The sequence below is a fragment of the Escherichia sp. KTE31 genome (assembly GCF_000407925.1).
GTDB classification, from domain to species: domain Bacteria; phylum Pseudomonadota; class Gammaproteobacteria; order Enterobacterales; family Enterobacteriaceae; genus Escherichia; species Escherichia ruysiae.
The window spans coordinates 488,155-505,714 of record NZ_KE136722.1; the positions used below are offsets into that span (position 1 = coordinate 488,155).

The window sequence follows — 17,560 nt, forward strand, 5'->3', positions numbered from 1 at the left end:
ATGGGTATTTTCTCCATTGCTAACCAACATATTCGCTTCGCGGTAAAACTGGCGACCGCCATTGTGCTGGCGCTGTTTGTTGGCTTTCACTTTCAGCTGGAAACGCCACGTTGGGCGGTACTGACAGCGGCGATTGTTGCCGCCGGCCCGGCCTTTGCTGCCGGTGGCGAACCGTATTCTGGCGCTATTCGCTATCGTGGCTTTTTACGCATCATCGGCACATTTATTGGCTGTATTGCCGGACTGGTGATCATTATTGCGATGATCCGCGCCCCCTTGCTGATGATTCTGGTGTGCTGTATCTGGGCTGGTTTTTGTACCTGGATTTCTTCACTGGTACGAATAGAAAACTCCTATGCGTGGGGACTGGCTGGTTATACCGCGCTGATCATTGTGATCACTATTCAGCCGGAACCGCTGCTTACGCCGCAGTTTGCCGTCGAACGTTGTAGCGAGATCGTTATTGGTATTGTGTGTGCGATTATGGCGGATCTGCTCTTTTCTCCGCGATCGATCAAACAAGAAGTGGATCGAGAGCTGGAAAGTTTGCTGGTCGCGCAATATCAATTAATGCAACTCTGTATCAAGCATGGCGATGGCGAAGTTGTCGATAAAGCCTGGGGCGACCTGGTTCGACGCACCACGGCGCTACAAGGTATGCGCAGCAACCTGAATATGGAATCTTCCCGCTGGGCGCGAGCCAATCGACGTTTAAAAGCAATAAATACGCTATCGCTGACGCTGATTACCCAGTCCTGCGAAACCTATTTGATTCAGAATTCGCGCCCGGAATTGATCACTGATACTTTCCGCGAATTTTTTGACACGCCGGTAGAAACCGCGCAGGACGTTCACAAGCAGTTAAAACGCCTGCGGAGAGTTATTGCCTGGACCGGGGAACGTGAAACACCTGTCACCATTTATAGCTGGGTCGCGGCAGCAACGCGTTATCAATTGCTCAAACGCGGCGTTATCAGTAACACAAAAATCAACACGACCGAAGAAGAGATCCTGCAAGGCGAGCCGGAAGTAAAAGTAGAGTCAGCCGAACGTCATCATGCGATGGTAAACTTCTGGCGAACCACACTTTCCTGCATTCTGGGCACGCTTTTCTGGCTGTGGACGGGCTGGACTTCCGGCAGTGGCGCAATGGTGATGATTGCGGTAGTGACGTCACTGGCAATGCGTTTGCCGAATCCACGTATGGTGGCGATAGACTTTATCTACGGGACGCTGGCGGCACTGCCGTTAGGGCTGCTCTACTTTTTGGTGATTATCCCTAATACCCAACAGAGTATGTTGCTGCTTTGTATTAGCCTTGCAGTGCTGGGATTCTTCCTCGGCATTGAGGTACAGAAACGGCGACTAGGCTCAATGGGGGCGCTGGCCAGCACCATCAATATTATCGTGCTGGATAACCCGATGACGTTCCATTTCAGCCAGTTTCTCGACAGCGCATTAGGGCAAATCGTCGGCTGTGTGCTCGCGTTCATCGTTATTTTGCTGGTGCGGGATAAATCGCGCGACAGAACCGGACGCGTATTGCTTAATCAATTTGTTTCTGCTGCCGTTTCCGCGATGACCACCAATGTCGCGCGACGTAAAGAGAACCATCTTCCGGCACTTTATCAGCAGTTGTTTTTGCTGATGAATAAATTTCCCGGAGATTTGCCGAAATTTCGCCTGGCGCTGACGATGATTATCGCACACCAGCGCCTGCGTGATGCGCCGATCCCGGTTAACGAGGATTTATCGGCGTTTCACCGACAAATGCGCCGCACAGCAGACCATGTGATATCTGCCCGTAGCGATGATAAACGTCGTCGGTACTTTGGGCAGTTGCTGGAAGAACTGGAAATCTATCAGGAAAAGCTACGCATCTGGCAAGCGCCACCGCAGGTGACGGAACCGGTGCATCGGCTTACTGGTATGCTGCATAAATACCAGCACGCGCTGACCGATAGTTAAGTTAAAACCGACGCCAAAAGCGTCGGTTTTTTCATGTCTATACTTAGCGATGAACGGCAGAACTCGCCGCGAAACGTGACGGTGGCAACAGATGAATATCTATACCTTTGATTTTGATGAGATTGAGAGTCAGGAGGATTTTTATCGCGACTTTAGCCAAACCTTTGGCCTGGAGAAAGATAAGGTACGCGATCTCGACTCTTTATGGGATGTGTTAATGAACGATGTCCTGCCGCTACCGCTGGAGATCGAATTTGTTCATCTGGGAGAGAAAACGCGTCGCCGTTTTGGCGCGTTAATATTGCTGTTTGATGAGGCAGAGGAAGAGCTGGAAGGGCATTTGCGTTTTAATGTTCGTCATTAGCGCAAAAAAAGCCCCCGAACCGGGGGCAATATCGTCGGACAAGACGATGAGGGTTTATTTGTACAGTTCAGCCGTAGCGTGCCAGGTGTCACCGCTACGAGCTTCAGTAATCTGGTAGGCCGTTGCGCCTTTTTCTTCCGCTTTTTTATTCAGCATTTCACGCATATCCATCGGTGAAGACGCCACCCCACTGACGGATACTGTACCGATAGCTTCACGGTTTTGCGCTTGTGCAGCATTAATGGAATCGGCAGCGAACGCACCGAAAGAGAGAACAGAAAGTACGCTTAATGCAGCAACAGTGGTTTTGATTTTCATGATTTTTACCTCGACATAATCTTTTAACTGGGTCTTTGTTTCGTGACCCATATCACAAAATCAAGTATACACTAATTATCTGACTAATTAATACCACGCTAACCGTTTGTGTTGGGTTTAAAGTGTTAAAAATATTAATTTTTATAACAAAGTGGAATTAAAAACATAGCGCACCATGATAAATATCATTAATTTCAATATGATATAGTGTTTTGCATAATGTGCGATTATTACCCTATGCATTCAAGATGTGAATGTTTTGTCGCAGCAAAGCGCACTATTCGTTAAGTAGATGGCAGGGGAAAGCAGGGAGATGAGAGGAGAACGCAGCATTTTTCCCGCCGCCAGAAGCGGCGGGGTAGAGATTAAAGCTCCTGGTCGAACAGCTCTAAAATCGCTTCGTACAGGTCTTTGACGGTAAAACCTTTGGCAGGGGTGGTAAAGATGGTGTCATCACCGGCAATAGTGCCAAGAATACCTTCTGCTTTGCCCAGAGAGTCCAGCAGACGCGCAATTAATTGTGCCGCGCCAGGGCTGGTATGAATCACCACAACAGCATCGTTGTAGTCGATATCCAGCACCAGATTTTTCAGCGGACTGGAGGTGGTTGGTACGCCCAGTTCAGCTGGCAGGCAGTAAACCATTTCCATCTTGGCATTGCGGGTTCGTACAGCCCCAAACTTGGTTAACATCCGCGAGACTTTAGACTGGTTAATATTGTCAAAGCCTTGCTCCTGCAATGCGGCGACGATTTCGCCCTGGGAGCTAAATTTCTCTTCTTTAAGTAACGCTTTAAACGCTTTAACTAATTCTTCTTGCTTAGCCGAGCTTCGCATAAGTCACCCGATATGGTGGTTGATACAACATTATTGTGCATACAGATGAATTTTTATGCAAACAGTCTGCCCTGGAGAAGGCTGAAATAATGTTATGAAAGAGCGGGATTTTATCAAATTTCGTTATTGAGAAACATGCCTGCGTCACGGCATGTAAATTTCGCTTAAAAGTAAATTAATTGTTATCAAAATGATGTTGTTTTGGCTGAACGGTAGGGTATATTGTCACCACCTGTTGGAATGTTGCTCTAACGCATAAGCGACTGTTAATTACGTAAGTTAGCTCCCTGATTACGTCAATTAAATGCATAAACGCCAAATTTGCGTGACTACACATTCTTGAGAAGTGGTCATTGTAAACAGGGAATTTGTGGATTAAGGTCGCGGCAGCGGAGCAACATATCTTAGTTTATCAATATAATAAGGAGTTTAGGATGAAAGTCGCAGTCCTCGGCGCTGCTGGTGGTATCGGCCAGGCGCTTGCACTACTGTTAAAAACCCAACTGCCTTCAGGTTCAGAACTCTCCCTGTATGATATCGCTCCAGTCACTCCCGGTGTGGCCGTCGACCTGAGCCATATCCCTACTGCTGTGAAAATCAAAGGTTTTTCTGGTGAAGATGCGACCCCTGCTCTGGAAGGCGCAGATGTCGTTCTTATTTCTGCAGGTGTTGCGCGTAAACCGGGTATGGATCGTTCCGACCTGTTTAACGTTAACGCCGGTATCGTGAAAAACCTGGTACAGCAAGTTGCGAAAACCTGCCCGAAAGCGTGCATTGGTATTATCACTAACCCAGTGAACACCACTGTGGCTATCGCTGCAGAAGTGCTGAAAAAAGCCGGTGTTTATGACAAAAACAAACTGTTCGGCGTTACCACGCTGGATATCATTCGTTCCAACACCTTTGTTGCGGAACTGAAAGGCAAACAGCCGGGCGAAGTTGAAGTGCCGGTTATTGGCGGTCACTCTGGTGTTACCATTCTGCCGCTGCTGTCACAGGTTCCTGGCGTCAGCTTCACCGAACAAGAAGTGGCTGATTTGACCAAACGTATCCAGAACGCGGGTACTGAAGTGGTTGAAGCGAAAGCCGGTGGCGGGTCTGCAACCTTGTCTATGGGTCAGGCAGCTGCACGTTTTGGTCTGTCTCTGGTTCGCGCACTGCAGGGCGAACAAGGCGTTGTAGAATGTGCCTACGTTGAAGGCGACGGTCAGTACGCACGTTTCTTCTCTCAACCGCTGCTGCTGGGTAAAAATGGTGTGGAAGAGCGTAAATCTATCGGCACCCTGAGCGCATTTGAACAGAACGCGCTGGAAGGTATGCTGGATACGCTGAAGAAAGATATCGCCCTGGGCGAAGAATTCGTTAATAATTAATTGATTAGCGGATAATAAAAAAACCGGAGCAACGTCTCCGGTTTTTTTGTCTTTCACGCTGGCCTTAATTGGTCGCCGGATATTCCTGAATGGTGACCTGCAACGTTAACTGTTTATCATCACGCATCACTACAACCGGGATCACCGAGCCTGGTCGGATTTCCGCAACCTGATCCATTGTCTCCAGCGCGGAGATGGCCGGTTTGTTATCCACCGAAATAATCAGATCGTTGACCTGGATACCCGCGTTAGCCGCCGGACCATCAGGTGACACTTCGTTAACCACAATCCCTTGCAGTTGATCGATGCCGCCACCCTGCGCGTGCAAAGGTGCGATCTCTCGTCCACCAATGCCAATGTAGCCACGGATCACGCGACCATCGCGGATCAGCTTATCCATAATTTTGGTTGCTAACTGGAAAGGAATCGCAAAGCCGATACCTTCCGGCGTTTCGCCATCGTTACTCTTATCAAACGACAGCGTGTTAATGCCCATAAGCTCACCTAGCGAGTTAACCAGCGCGCCACCAGAGTTACCATGGTTAATGGAAGCATCGGTTTGCAGGAAGTTTTGCCGCCCGGTCGGGTTCAGGCCGATTCGACCCGTGGCACTGATAATGCCCTGGGTTATGGTCTGCCCGAGGTTGTATGGGTTACCGATCGCCAGCACCACATCGCCAATGTGCGGTACGCGTCGTGAATTGATTGGAATAGTGGGTAAACCGCCAGTGGCATTAATTTTAAGCACCGCCAGATCGGTTAGAGAGTCAGATCCCACCAGTAATGCTTCAAAAACACGACCATCCTGTAAGGCGACGATGATCTGATCGGCGTCGTTGATCACGTGTTTATTGGTGATGATATAACCGCGTTGATCCATGATCACGCCAGATCCCAGTGTACGGATCTCAAGCTGGTTGTGTGAGGAGGTGTTCAAACCACGGTTATAAACGTTGACTACCGCTGGCGCGGCGCGGCGAACCGCCAGATTATAGCTGGCAGGCGTCTCATCGGTACTGTCGAATTGCGGTGTGGAAAGCGGGTTAATGCTGCGCAGCGAAGGCATGGCAACCAGCAGAATAGCGCCGACAATTAATCCAATCGCAACGGAACGTAAGAGCTTCACAAACATGATGGAGGCATCATTAAAAAAGGGAACGGCAGCAGCATACCACGAGTTAACCGGACATCACACGTCAGCCTGATGCCCGGTTTACGACATTAACGCATTAGCAGGTAAATGCTCTCATTGCCACGTACGATCTGCAGGGCGATGATGGACGGTTTTGTCGCCAGCACTTTGCGCATTTCAGCGATCGAATTCACCCGATCGCGGTTGACGCCAATGATCACATCGTCTTTTTGCAAGCCAGCCTGAGCGGCGGGGCTTCCTTTGACAACCTCATCGATCTTAATACCTTTGCCGCCATCTTTTAGCTGACCATCGCTCAACGTCGCGCCTTCCAGCGCAGGTGTGATCATCTCGGCACTGGCTGACGATGAGGTGCTGGTATCGAGTGTCACTTCTACTTCCAGTGGTTTGCCGTTACGCAGCAGGCCAAGTTTCACTTTCGTGCCCGGCTCGGTGGTCGCGATACGAGAACGCAACTCAGCAAAGCTATTGAGTGGTTTACCGTTGAGACTGGTAATAATATCGCCCGCTTTCACGCCTGCTTTCGCCGAGCCAGAACCTGGCAGCACTTCGCTGACAAACGCGCCGCGCTGAACGTCCAAATTAAATGCTTTGGCGATATCGGCACTCATTTCGGTGCCTTTAATGCCTAACAGGCCGCGTTTGATTTCACCAAAATCAATAAGTTGCTGCGCCAGGGTTCGCGCCATATTACTCGGAATGGCAAAACCAATCCCTACGCTACCGCCGCCCGGGGCAAGGATTGCGGTGTTGATGCCAATTAATTCACCGTTAAGGTTTAACAGCGCACCGCCGGAGTTACCACGGTTAATAGAGGCATCGGTCTGAATAAAGTTTTCCAGACCTTCGAGATTTAACCCACTGCGGCCTAATGCGGAAACAATCCCGGAGGTGGCGGTTTGCCCAAGACCAAACGGGTTGCCGACAGCGACGGCAAAATCACCGACGCGCAGTTTATCGGAGTCGGCAATGGCAATTTGCGTTAATTTGCCTGGATTCTGAATTTGCAACAGGGCGATATCGCTCTGGTCATCACCGCCAATCAGCTTTGCATCAAACTCACGCCCGTCATTGAGTTGAATACTGATTTTCTGTGCCTGATTAATGACGTGATTGTTGGTCAGCACATAACCTTTATTGGCATTGATTATGACTCCGGAACCTAAACCTTCGAAAGGTTGCGCAGGCTGATCCGGTAAATCATCACCAAAAAACTTTTTGAATTCTTCCGGAATTTTCTGCTCCTGGCTGGCGGTTCCTTCGACTCGAACACTGACCACTGCGGGAAGCACTTTTTCCAGCATCGGCGCCAGACTGGGCAGAGGCGCTTGACCGGCAACCTGGCCGGGAATCGATGCGATGGCCTGAAACGGCGCCGAGAGAGTTAACCCGACACTTAACGCTAATGCACTCAACAGCTGGGTTTGCTTTTTCATTATTCCTGCTCTCGTACCTGAATTATAAGAAAAAGAGATTCAAAACAGTTTGATGTTATTGAATTTTCAGATGGCAAACAATGAGACACCAGATTAAATGATAGTCGGGGGAAGAAGAGAAGAGGAGGGCGCAATGGCTGCGCCCGAAAAATAAATTAGTCGCGCTTCGCGCCGGTACGTAACAGGCCGGATGCGCCTTCAGAATAGTCACGCGGCATCTGCACCGGAGCCTGATCGTTGCTGGCTTCAGATTCTGCCAGACGATTGCGGAACGGGTTGGCTTCAGCAGACAGTTCCGGCAGCAGGCTGCTGGAGCTTTTCGCCATGTGTTGATACAGCTGGCGATAGTCGTGCGCCATGGTATCCAGTAATTCCGCGCTGCGGGCAAAGTGGTTAACCAGCTCTTCGCGATACTCGTCCAGTTCAGCTTTATTTTTTTCAAGTTCGTACTGCAACGCCTGTTGCTGGCGCAGTTTACGATTACCAAAACGCATGGCCACAGCACCAATAATGATGCCGACGACTAACCCAATTAGCGCATATTCCCAGGTCATGAACATCTCCCGTTGTCTTTTGTTTCCGTAGGGTGTTGGCTTCAGGCTCCATGCCTGCGGCTGATTATGCCACTATAACCGTTAATTCCACAGAAGTGGAATCCCGACTGCATATCGCGTAGTGTAGAACGGCCTTTTTTTCGTCAACCGTGAACAACGGCACACCGATTATTCAAGGAATAACAAGAACATCATGCAAAGCGTTACCCCGACATCGCAATACCTGAAGGCGCTCAATGAAGGTAGCCATCAACCCGACGACGTACAAAAAGAGGCCGTCAGTCGGCTGGAGATTATCTACCAGGAATTAATCAACAGCACGCCGCCAGTCCCCAGGGCTAGCGGGCTAATGGCACGGGTCGGGAAACTGTGGGGGAAGCGCGAAGATACAAGCAACGCGCCGGTGCGTGGCTTATATATGTGGGGCGGTGTAGGGCGCGGGAAAACCTGGCTGATGGATCTTTTCTATCAAAGTTTGCCGGGAGAGCGAAAACAGCGGCTGCATTTTCACCGTTTTATGCTGAGGGTGCATGAAGAATTAACCGCATTGCAAGGGCAGAGCGATCCGCTGGAAATTATTGCCGATCGTTTCAAAGCCGAAACTGACGTGCTCTGTTTTGATGAATTTTTTGTTTCTGATATTACCGATGCCATGCTGCTGGGTGGCCTGATGAAAGCATTGTTTGCTCGCGGCATAACGCTGGTAGCAACGTCAAATATTCCGCCGGATGAGCTTTATCGAAATGGCCTGCAACGTGCGCGTTTTCTGCCTGCAATCGATGCCATTAAACAGCATTGTGATGTAATGAACGTGGACGCCGGTGTTGATTATCGACTGCGTACCCTTACTCAGGCGCATCTGTGGCTGTCGCCGCTTAATGATGAAACGCGTGAGCAGATGGATAAGCTGTGGCTGGCGCTGGCAGGTGCAAAACGAGAACAAGCCCCTACGCTGGAAATCAATCATCGACCGCTGGCGACAATGGGCGTAGAAAACCAGACGCTGGCGGTGTCATTTACCACGCTGTGCGTCGATGCCCGCAGCCAGCATGACTATATTGCGCTCTCACGTCTGTTTCACACGGTGATGTTGTTCGATGTGCCTGTCATGACGCGGTTGATGGAGAGTGAAGCGCGGCGTTTCATTGCGCTGGTGGATGAATTTTACGAGCGCCATGTCAAGCTAGTGGTGAGCGCGGAAGTACCTTTGTATGAAATTTATCAGGGCGAGCGGCTGAAGTTTGAGTTCCAGCGTTGCCTGTCACGTCTGCAAGAGATGCAAAGCGAAGAGTATTTGAAGCGCGAGCATTTGGCGGGTTAAAACCTGTCACAAATCACAAAAAGGGGTCGATCTTTGACCCCGACTTCTCTATAATCTTGCGACCCCACGTTACAAGAAAGTTTTTTTCCCAAAACTTTTTGTGTGCTGGCATAGGCTATTCGAAGGGGTAGGTTTGCCGGACTTTGTCGTGTGAACCTCAACAATTGAAGACGTTTGGGTGTTCACCAACGTGTAACTATTTATTGGGTAAGCTTTTAATGAAAACTTTTACAGCTAAACCAGAAACCGTAAAACGCGACTGGTATGTTGTTGACGCGACCGGTAAAACTCTGGGCCGTCTGGCTTCCGAACTGGCTCTGCGCCTGCGCGGTAAGCATAAAGCGGAATACACTCCGCACGTAGATACTGGTGATTACATCATCGTTCTGAACGCTGACAAAGTTGCTGTAACCGGCAACAAGCGTACTGACAAAGTGTACTATCATCACACCGGTCACATCGGTGGTATCAAACAAGCGACCTTTGAAGAGATGATTGCTCGCCGTCCTGAGCGTGTGATTGAAATCGCGGTTAAAGGCATGTTGCCAAAAGGCCCGCTGGGTCGTGCTATGTTCCGTAAACTGAAAGTTTACGCGGGTAACGAGCATAACCACGCGGCACAGCAACCGCAAGTTCTTGACATCTAATCGGGATTATAGGCAATGGCTGAAAATCAATACTACGGCACTGGTCGCCGCAAAAGTTCCGCAGCTCGCGTTTTCATCAAACCGGGCAACGGCAAAATCGTTATCAACCAACGTTCTCTGGAACAGTACTTCGGTCGTGAAACTGCCCGCATGGTAGTTCGTCAGCCGCTGGAACTGGTCGACATGGTTGAGAAACTGGATCTGTACATCACCGTTAAAGGTGGTGGTATCTCTGGTCAGGCTGGTGCGATCCGTCACGGTATCACCCGCGCTCTGATGGAGTACGACGAGTCCCTGCGTTCTGAACTGCGTAAAGCTGGCTTTGTTACTCGTGACGCTCGTCAGGTTGAACGTAAGAAAGTCGGTCTGCGTAAAGCACGTCGTCGTCCGCAGTTCTCCAAACGTTAATTGCTTTCTGCTCTGGCAGAATACAATTTGCGAAAAAACCCGCTTCGGCGGGTTTTTTTATGGCTAAAATCTGAATCAGCGTAAGAATGGAAAGATGCTTTTTGCTACCGTCTGACAGGCAGGTAAAGCAAAAACAACATCGCCGATAAGGGATTAAGTCAACCATTTCAGACTAAAGCGCATCTCTTTTTCCCCATTTCCGGTATCGACTTACCACAAAGGTCGCAAAATCTGGTAAACTATCATCCAATTTTCTGCCCAAATGTCGGGTATTGCTCATTTTTTGTTTGATTTTCGAACAAAGAGAGTCGTTCCTTACTGGGTAACATAACTTCTGACTGGCCACCTGGTGGCTGGTAGCAGTAAAAATTCTGACTATACCTGGAGGTTTTCATGGCTGTCGCTGCCAACAAACGTTCGGTAATGACGCTGTTTTCCGGTCCTACTGACATCTATAGCCATCAGGTCCGCATTGTGCTGGCTGAGAAAGGTGTAAGTTTCGAGATCGAACACGTGGAAAAGGACAATCCGCCTCAGGATCTGATTGACCTCAACCCGAATCAGAGCGTTCCGACCCTGGTGGATCGTGAGCTGACCCTGTGGGAATCTCGCATCATTATGGAATATCTGGATGAGCGTTTCCCGCATCCGCCACTGATGCCTGTTTACCCAGTAGCTCGCGGTGAAAGCCGTCTGTACATGCACCGTATCGAAAAAGACTGGTACACGCTGATGAACACCATCATCAACGGTTCAGCCTCTGAAGCCGATGCCGCACGTAAGCAACTGCGCGAAGAACTGCTGGCGATTGCGCCGGTCTTCGGTCAGAAGCCGTACTTCCTGAGCGATGAGTTCAGCCTGGTCGATTGCTACCTTGCTCCGCTGCTGTGGCGTCTGCCGCAACTGGGCATCGAGTTTAGCGGCCCGGGTGCGAAAGAGCTGAAAGGCTATATGACCCGCGTCTTTGAGCGTGACTCTTTCCTTGCTTCTTTAACTGAAGCAGAACGTGAAATGCGTCTGGGCCGGAGTTAATCTGTATGGATTTGTCACAGCTAACACCACGTCGTCCCTATCTGCTGCGTGCATTCTATGAGTGGTTGCTGGATAACCAGCTCACGCCGCACCTGGTGGTGGATGTGACGCTCTCTGGCGTGCAGGTTCCTATGGAATATGCACGTGATGGGCAAATCGTACTCAACATTGCGCCGCGTGCGGTTGGCAATCTGGAACTGGCGAATGATGAAGTGCGTTTTAACGCGCGCTTTGGTGGCATTCCGCGTCAGGTTTCAGTACCGCTGGCTGCCGTGCTGGCTATCTACGCCCGCGAAAATGGCGCAGGAACAATGTTCGAGCCTGAAGCTGCCTACGATGAAGATGCCAGTATCATGAATGATGATGAAGCGTCGGCAGATAATGAAACCGTTATGTCGGTCATTGACGGCGATAAGCCCGATCACGATGATGACCATCATCCTGACGATGAACCGCCACAGCCTCCACGCGGTGGACGCCCGGCATTGCGGGTTGTGAAATAAATGATAAACAGGCCCATGTGGCCTGTTTTGCTATCTACCTTCTTTTCGCCTGATTTTAATACTGTGTTACGATAACTTCGCTATTATCCGTCAACATATTTTCCCAGAAAGAGCTCTATGAACGCATTTGATCCGCAAGCAGAAGATTCTCCGGCTACTATCGGTCGTAACTTGCGTCGTCGTCCACTGGCGCGCAAAAAACTCTCCGAAATGGTGGAGGAAGAGCTGGAGCAGATGATCCGCCGTCGTGAATTTGGCGAAGGTGAGCAACTGCCGTCTGAACGCGAACTTATGGCGTTCTTTAACGTTGGGCGTCCTTCGGTACGTGAGGCGTTGGCGGCGTTAAAGCGCAAAGGTCTGGTACAAATTAATAATGGTGAACGCGCTCGTGTCTCGCGTCCTTCTGCGGACACCATCATCGGCGAGCTTTCCGGCATGGCAAAAGATTTTCTTTCCCATCCTGGCGGGATAGCCCATTTCGAACAGTTACGCCTGTTCTTTGAGTCCAGCCTGGTGCGCTATGCGGCTGAACATGCTACTGATGAACAAATCGATTTGCTGGCAAAAGCTCTGGAAATCAACAGTCAGTCGTTGGATAACAACGCCGCGTTTATTCGTTCAGACGTTGATTTCCACCGTGTGCTGGCAGAGATCCCTGGGAACCCGATCTTTATGGCGATCCACGTTGCTCTGCTCGACTGGCTGATCGCCGCCCGTCCGACAGTCGCCGATCAGGCGCTGCACGAGCATAACAACGTTAGTTATCAGCAGCATATTGCGATCGTTGATGCGATCCGTCGTCACGATCCCGATGAAGCCGATCGCGCATTGCAATCGCATCTCAACAGCGTTTCTGCCACCTGGCACGCCTTCGGTCAGACCACCAACAAAAAGAAATAATGCCACTTTAGTGAAGCAGATCGCATTATAAGCGTTCTGTATGATGTGTTGCTTATTTGATCTGGTATAACAGGTATAAAGGTATATCGTTTCTAACAGGCAAGCATCACTTCAGAGGTATTTATGGCAACAAATTTACGTGGCGTAATGGCCGCACTCCTGACTCCTTTTGACCAACAACAAGCACTGGATAAAGCGAGTCTGCGCCGCCTGGTTCAGTTCAATATTCAGCAGGGCATCGACGGCTTATACGTAGGTGGTTCAACCGGTGAAGCCTTTGTACAGAGCCTTTCCGAGCGTGAACAGGTACTGGAAATCGTCGCCGAAGAGGCGAAAGGTAAGATTAAATTAATCGCTCACGTAGGTTGCGTCAGCACTGCTGAAAGCCAACAACTTGCGGCATCCGCTAAACGTTATGGCTTTGATGCCGTCTCTGCCGTTACGCCGTTCTACTATCCTTTCAGCTTTGAAGAACACTGCGATCACTACCGGGCAATCATTGATTCAGCGGATGGTTTACCGATGGTGGTGTACAACATTCCGGCGTTAAGCGGCGTTAAACTGAGCCTGGATCAGATCAACACTCTGGTTACGTTGCCAGGTGTCGGCGCGCTGAAACAGACCTCTGGTGATCTCTATCAGATGGAGCAGATCCGTCGTGAACATCCGGATCTGGTGCTCTACAACGGTTACGACGAAATCTTTGCTTCCGGCCTGCTGGCGGGCGCTGATGGTGGTATCGGTAGTACCTACAACATCATGGGCTGGCGTTATCAGGGCATCGTTAAGGCGTTAAAAGAAGGTGATATCCAGACCGCGCAGAAACTGCAAACCGAGTGCAACAAAGTCATTGATTTGCTGATTAAAACTGGCGTATTCCGTGGCCTGAAAACAGTTCTGCACTATATGGATGTGGTGTCCGTTCCGCTGTGCCGCAAACCGTTTGGTCCGGTAGATGAAAAATATCTGCCAGAACTGAAGGCGCTGGCTCAGCAGTTGATGCAAGAGCGCGGGTGAGTTTTTCCCCTCACTCGCCCCTACCGGGTGAGGGGAAATAAACGCATCTGTACCCTACAACTTTCATACCAAAGCGTGTGGGCAACGCCCATCGCGGGAGACTCACAATGAGTACTACAACCCAGAATATCCCGTGGTATCGCCATCTCAACCGCGCACAATGGCGAGCATTTTCCGCTGCCTGGTTGGGATATCTACTTGATGGTTTTGATTTCGTTTTAATTGCCCTGGTACTCACCGAAGTACAAGGTGAATTTGGGCTGACGACGGTGCAGGCGGCAAGTCTGATCTCCGCAGCCTTTATCTCACGCTGGTTCGGCGGCCTGATGCTTGGGGCTATGGGGGACCGTTACGGGCGTCGTCTGGCAATGGTCACCAGTATCGTTCTCTTCTCGGTCGGGACGCTGGCTTGCGGCTTCGCGCCAGGCTACATCACCATGTTTATCGCTCGTCTGGTGATCGGCATGGGGATGGCAGGAGAATACGGTTCCAGCGCCACCTATGTGATTGAAAGCTGGCCAAAACACCTGCGTAACAAAGCCAGTGGTTTTCTGATTTCCGGCTTCTCTGTAGGTGCCGTCGTTGCAGCTCAGGTCTACAGTCTGGTGGTTCCGATCTGGGGCTGGCGTGCGCTGTTCTTTATCGGCATCTTACCGATCATCTTTGCTCTCTGGCTGCGGAAAAACATCCCGGAAGCAGAAGACTGGAAAGAGAAACACGGAGGTAAAGCACCGGTACGTACAATGGTGGATATTCTTTACCGTGGTGAACATCGCATCGCCAATATCGTGATGACGCTGGCGGCAGCTACTGCGCTGTGGTTCTGCTTCGCCGGCAACCTGCAAAATGCCGCAATCGTCGCTGTTCTTGGGCTGTTATGCGCCGCAATCTTTATCAGCTTTATGGTGCAAAGCACGGGTAAACGCTGGCCAACGGGCGTAATGCTGATGGTGGTTGTGTTGTTTGCTTTCCTCTACTCATGGCCGATTCAGGCGCTGCTGCCGACGTATCTGAAAACTGAGCTGGCTTATAACCCACATACGGTCGCCAATGTGTTGTTCTTTAGTGGTTTTGGTGCGGCGGTGGGTTGCTGCGTCGGTGGCTTCCTCGGTGACTGGCTGGGAACGCGCAAAGCCTACGTTTGTAGCCTGTTAGCTTCACAATTGCTGATTATTCCGGTATTTGCGATTGGCGGCGCAAACGTCTGGGTACTCGGTCTGTTACTGTTCTTCCAGCAAATGCTCGGTCAGGGCATCTCCGGGATCTTACCGAAACTGATCGGCGGTTATTTCGATACCGACCAGCGTGCGGCGGGGCTGGGCTTTACCTACAACGTCGGCGCACTTGGCGGCGCACTGGCTCCAATCCTCGGCGCGTTGATCGCTCAACGTCTGGATCTGGGCACTGCGCTGGCATCGCTCTCGTTCAGTCTGACGTTCGTGGTGATCTTGCTGATTGGTCTGGATATGCCATCCCGCGTTCAGCGTTGGCTGCGCCCGGAAGCGTTACGTACTCATGACGCTATCGACGGCAAACCATTTAGCGGTGCCGTGCCGTTTGGCAGCGCCAAAAACGATTTAGTCAAAACCAAAAGTTAATCCTGTAGCCCGGTCTCTGCACCGGGCCTTTCGCTAAGGGAAGAAGTATGTCGTTACTTGCACAACTGGATCAAAAAATCGCTACCAATGGTGGCTTGATTGTCTCCTGCCAGCCGGTTCCGGACAGCCCGCTCGATAAACCCGAAATCGTTGCTGCCATGGCATTAGCGGCAGAGCAGGCGGGTGCGGTCGCTATTCGCATAGAGGGTGTGGCAAACCTGAAAGCCACGCGTGCGGTGGTGAGCGTGCCGATTATCGGGATTGTGAAACGCGATCTGGAGGATTCTCCGGTACGTATCACGGCCTATATTGAAGATGTTGATGCACTGGCGCAGGCAGGCGCGGATATTATCGCGATTGATGGCACCGATCGTCCGCGTCCGGTGCCTGTTGAAACGCTGCTTGCGCGTATTCACCACCACGGTTTACTGGCGATGACTGACTGCTCAACGCCGGAAGACGGTCTGGCTTGCCAAAAGCTGGGAGCCGAAATTATTGGTACTACGCTTTCTGGCTATACCACACCTGAAACGCCAGAAGAGCCCGATCTGGCGCTGGTGAAAACGTTGAGTGACGCAGGATGTCGGGTGATTGCCGAAGGGCGATACAACACGCCAGCGCAGGCGGCAGATGCGATGCGCCACGGCGCATGGGCAGTGACGGTCGGTTCTGCCATTACGCGTCTTGAACACATTTGTCAGTGGTACAACACAGCGATGAAAAAGGCGGTGCTATGACCACACTGGCGATTGATATCGGCGGTACTAAACTTGCCGCCGCGCTGATTGGCGCTGACGGACAGATCCGCGATCGCCGTGAACTCCCCACGCCAGCCAGCCAGACGCCGGAAGCATTGCGTGAAGCCTTAGCCGCGTTAGTCTCCCCGTTGCAAGCTCATGCGCAGCAGGTTGCCATCGCTTCAACCGGGATAATCCGCGACGGCAGCCTGCTGGCGCTGAATCCGCATAATCTCGGTGGATTACTACACTTTCCGTTAGTCAAAACTTTGGAACAACTTACCGATTTGCCGACCATTGCCATTAACGATGCGCAGGCCGCAGCGTGGGCGGAGTATCAGGCGCTGGAAGGCGATATAACCGATATGGTGTTTATCACCGTTTCCACCGGTGTTGGCGGCGGCGTGGTCAGTGGCGGCAAACTGCTTACCGGCCCTGGCGGTCTGGCGGGGCACATCGGGCATACGCTTGCCGATCCGCAGGGGCCTGTCTGTGGCTGTGGACGCACAGGTTGCGTGGAAGCGATTGCTTCTGGTCGCGGCATTGCAGCGGCAGCGCAGGGTGAACTTATGGGCGCAGATGCGAAAACCATTTTCACGCGCGCCGGACAGGGCGACGAGCAGGCGCAGCAACTGATTCATCGCTCTGCACATGCGCTGGCAAGACTGATTGCCGATGTTAAAGCCACAACTGATTGCCAGTGTGTGGTGCTCGGCGGCAGTGTCGGGCTGGCGGAAGGGTATCTGGCGCTGGTGGAAACGTATCTGGCTAAGGAGCCAGCGGCATTTCATGTTGAGTTACTGGCGGCGCACTACCGCCATGATGCAGGTTTACTTGGGGCTGCGTTGCTGGCTCAGGGAGAAAAATTATGATGATGGGTGAAGTACAGTCGTTACCATCTGCCGGTTTACATCCAGCACTACTGGACGCGTTAACGCTGGCATTAGCCGCCAGGCCGCAGGAAAAAGCGCCGGGTCGTTACGAATTGCAGGGCGACAATATCTTTATGAATGTCATGACTTTTAACACTCAATCGCCCGTTGAGAAAAAAGCCGAATTGCACGAGCAATATATTGATATCCAGTTATTGTTAAGCGGCGAGGAGCGGATTCTGTTTGGCATGGCAGGCACTGCGCGTCAGTGTGAAGAGTTTCACCATGAGGATGATTACCAGCTTTGCAGCGCCATTGAGAACGAGCAAGCTATCATCCTGAAACCGGGAATGTTCGCCGTGTTTATGCCAGGAGAACCGCATAAACCGGGATGTGTTGTTAGCGAGCCTGGAGAGATTAAAAAGGTGGTAGTGAAGGTTAAGGCCGAGTTAATGGCTTAAAATTATCTGGATAGTTCGTTTTATAAATTCGCCAGACAATGTCTGGCGAATTCATTGTTACC

Annotated in this window: 19 protein-coding genes; 14 read left to right on the forward strand and 5 right to left on the reverse strand. The window is 51.0% G+C overall.

What is annotated here, in order from left to right; all coding sequences use genetic code 11:
• Together aaeB and WES_RS18495 are read left to right on the forward strand one after the other, a co-directional pair.
• On the forward strand, positions 1-1,968 hold the full coding sequence (gene aaeB, locus WES_RS18500; protein WP_000510936.1) for a p-hydroxybenzoic acid efflux pump subunit AaeB: 1,968 nt from the start codon (positions 1-3) through the stop codon (positions 1,966-1,968).
• A 91-nt stretch (positions 1,969-2,059) separates the two neighbouring features.
• The gene (locus WES_RS18495; protein WP_016159491.1) at positions 2,060-2,332 is read left to right on the forward strand and encodes a barstar family protein; all 273 of its coding nucleotides are present in this window, start codon (positions 2,060-2,062) and stop codon (positions 2,330-2,332) included.
• Positions 2,333-2,386: 54 nt separating this feature from the next.
• Here WES_RS18495 and yhcN read toward each other — a convergent pair whose 3' ends face one another.
• The gene (gene yhcN, locus WES_RS18490; protein WP_016159490.1) at positions 2,387-2,650 is read right to left on the reverse strand and encodes a peroxide/acid stress response protein YhcN; all 264 of its coding nucleotides are present in this window, start codon (positions 2,648-2,650) and stop codon (positions 2,387-2,389) included.
• Between the two features lie 365 nt (positions 2,651-3,015).
• On the reverse strand, positions 3,016-3,486 hold the full coding sequence (argR, locus tag WES_RS18485; RefSeq protein WP_001257843.1) for a transcriptional regulator ArgR: 471 nt from the start codon (positions 3,484-3,486) through the stop codon (positions 3,016-3,018).
• Between the two features lie 434 nt (positions 3,487-3,920).
• Here argR and mdh point away from each other — a divergent pair, with 434 nt between their 5' ends.
• Entirely contained in the window at positions 3,921-4,859 is a 939-nt protein-coding gene (gene mdh, locus WES_RS18480; protein ID WP_016159489.1) for a malate dehydrogenase, read from the forward strand.
• Positions 4,860-4,923: 64 nt separating this feature from the next.
• Here mdh and degS read toward each other — a convergent pair whose 3' ends face one another.
• The 3 genes from degS to zapG form a co-directional block, all read right to left on the reverse strand.
• Entirely contained in the window at positions 4,924-5,991 is a 1,068-nt protein-coding gene (degS, locus tag WES_RS18475) for an outer membrane-stress sensor serine endopeptidase DegS (protein ID WP_000497717.1), read from the reverse strand.
• An 89-nt stretch (positions 5,992-6,080) separates the two neighbouring features.
• Positions 6,081-7,448 carry a serine endoprotease DegQ gene (gene degQ, locus WES_RS18470; protein ID WP_000745038.1) on the reverse strand — a complete coding sequence of 456 codons (1,368 nt, stop codon included), beginning with the start codon at positions 7,446-7,448 and terminating at the stop codon, positions 6,081-6,083.
• A gap of 155 nt (positions 7,449-7,603) precedes the next feature.
• Positions 7,604-8,002, reverse strand: a complete 399-nt coding sequence (gene zapG, locus WES_RS18465) for a Z-ring associated protein ZapG (protein ID WP_010345273.1) — start codon at positions 8,000-8,002, stop codon at positions 7,604-7,606.
• A gap of 193 nt (positions 8,003-8,195) precedes the next feature.
• Between zapG and zapE the strand changes: the two genes are divergently transcribed.
• The 11 genes from zapE to nanQ all read left to right on the forward strand — a co-directional run bounded on the left by zapE (position 8,196) and on the right by nanQ (position 17,498).
• On the forward strand, positions 8,196-9,323 hold the full coding sequence (gene zapE, locus WES_RS18460) for a cell division protein ZapE (RefSeq protein ID WP_016159488.1): 1,128 nt from the start codon (positions 8,196-8,198) through the stop codon (positions 9,321-9,323).
• A 218-nt stretch (positions 9,324-9,541) separates the two neighbouring features.
• Positions 9,542-9,970 (forward strand): 50S ribosomal protein L13, encoded by a 429-nt coding sequence (rplM, locus tag WES_RS18455; RefSeq protein WP_001517180.1) that lies wholly within the window; start codon positions 9,542-9,544, stop codon positions 9,968-9,970.
• A 15-nt stretch (positions 9,971-9,985) separates the two neighbouring features.
• On the forward strand, positions 9,986-10,378 hold the full coding sequence (gene rpsI / locus WES_RS18450; protein ID WP_000829818.1) for a 30S ribosomal protein S9: 393 nt from the start codon (positions 9,986-9,988) through the stop codon (positions 10,376-10,378).
• A 393-nt stretch (positions 10,379-10,771) separates the two neighbouring features.
• Entirely contained in the window at positions 10,772-11,410 is a 639-nt protein-coding gene (sspA, locus tag WES_RS18445) for a stringent starvation protein SspA (protein WP_000257293.1), read from the forward strand.
• A 5-nt stretch (positions 11,411-11,415) separates the two neighbouring features.
• Positions 11,416-11,913 carry a ClpXP protease specificity-enhancing factor gene (gene sspB, locus WES_RS18440; protein ID WP_016159487.1) on the forward strand — a complete coding sequence of 166 codons (498 nt, stop codon included), beginning with the start codon at positions 11,416-11,418 and terminating at the stop codon, positions 11,911-11,913.
• A 117-nt stretch (positions 11,914-12,030) separates the two neighbouring features.
• Positions 12,031-12,813, forward strand: coding sequence for a transcriptional regulator NanR (gene nanR / locus WES_RS18435; protein ID WP_000990910.1), 783 nt, complete (start codon positions 12,031-12,033; stop codon positions 12,811-12,813).
• A 123-nt stretch (positions 12,814-12,936) separates the two neighbouring features.
• Positions 12,937-13,830: an N-acetylneuraminate lyase gene (gene nanA, locus WES_RS18430; protein ID WP_000224706.1), complete on the forward strand. Its 894-nt coding sequence runs from the start codon at positions 12,937-12,939 to the stop codon at positions 13,828-13,830.
• Positions 13,831-13,937: 107 nt separating this feature from the next.
• A complete protein-coding gene (gene nanT / locus WES_RS18425) occupies positions 13,938-15,428 on the forward strand; it encodes a sialic acid transporter NanT (RefSeq protein ID WP_016159486.1) in 1,491 nt (496 codons plus the stop codon).
• A 47-nt stretch (positions 15,429-15,475) separates the two neighbouring features.
• Entirely contained in the window at positions 15,476-16,165 is a 690-nt protein-coding gene (locus WES_RS18420; RefSeq protein ID WP_000054240.1) for an N-acetylmannosamine-6-phosphate 2-epimerase, read from the forward strand.
• The gene (gene nanK, locus WES_RS18415) at positions 16,162-17,037 is read left to right on the forward strand and encodes an N-acetylmannosamine kinase (RefSeq protein ID WP_016159485.1); all 876 of its coding nucleotides are present in this window, start codon (positions 16,162-16,164) and stop codon (positions 17,035-17,037) included. Before WES_RS18420 ends, nanK begins: the two co-directional genes overlap by 4 nt.
• A complete protein-coding gene (gene nanQ / locus WES_RS18410) occupies positions 17,034-17,498 on the forward strand; it encodes an N-acetylneuraminate anomerase (protein ID WP_016159484.1) in 465 nt (154 codons plus the stop codon). Before nanK ends, nanQ begins: the two co-directional genes overlap by 4 nt.
• Positions 17,499-17,560 lie beyond the last annotated feature (62 nt).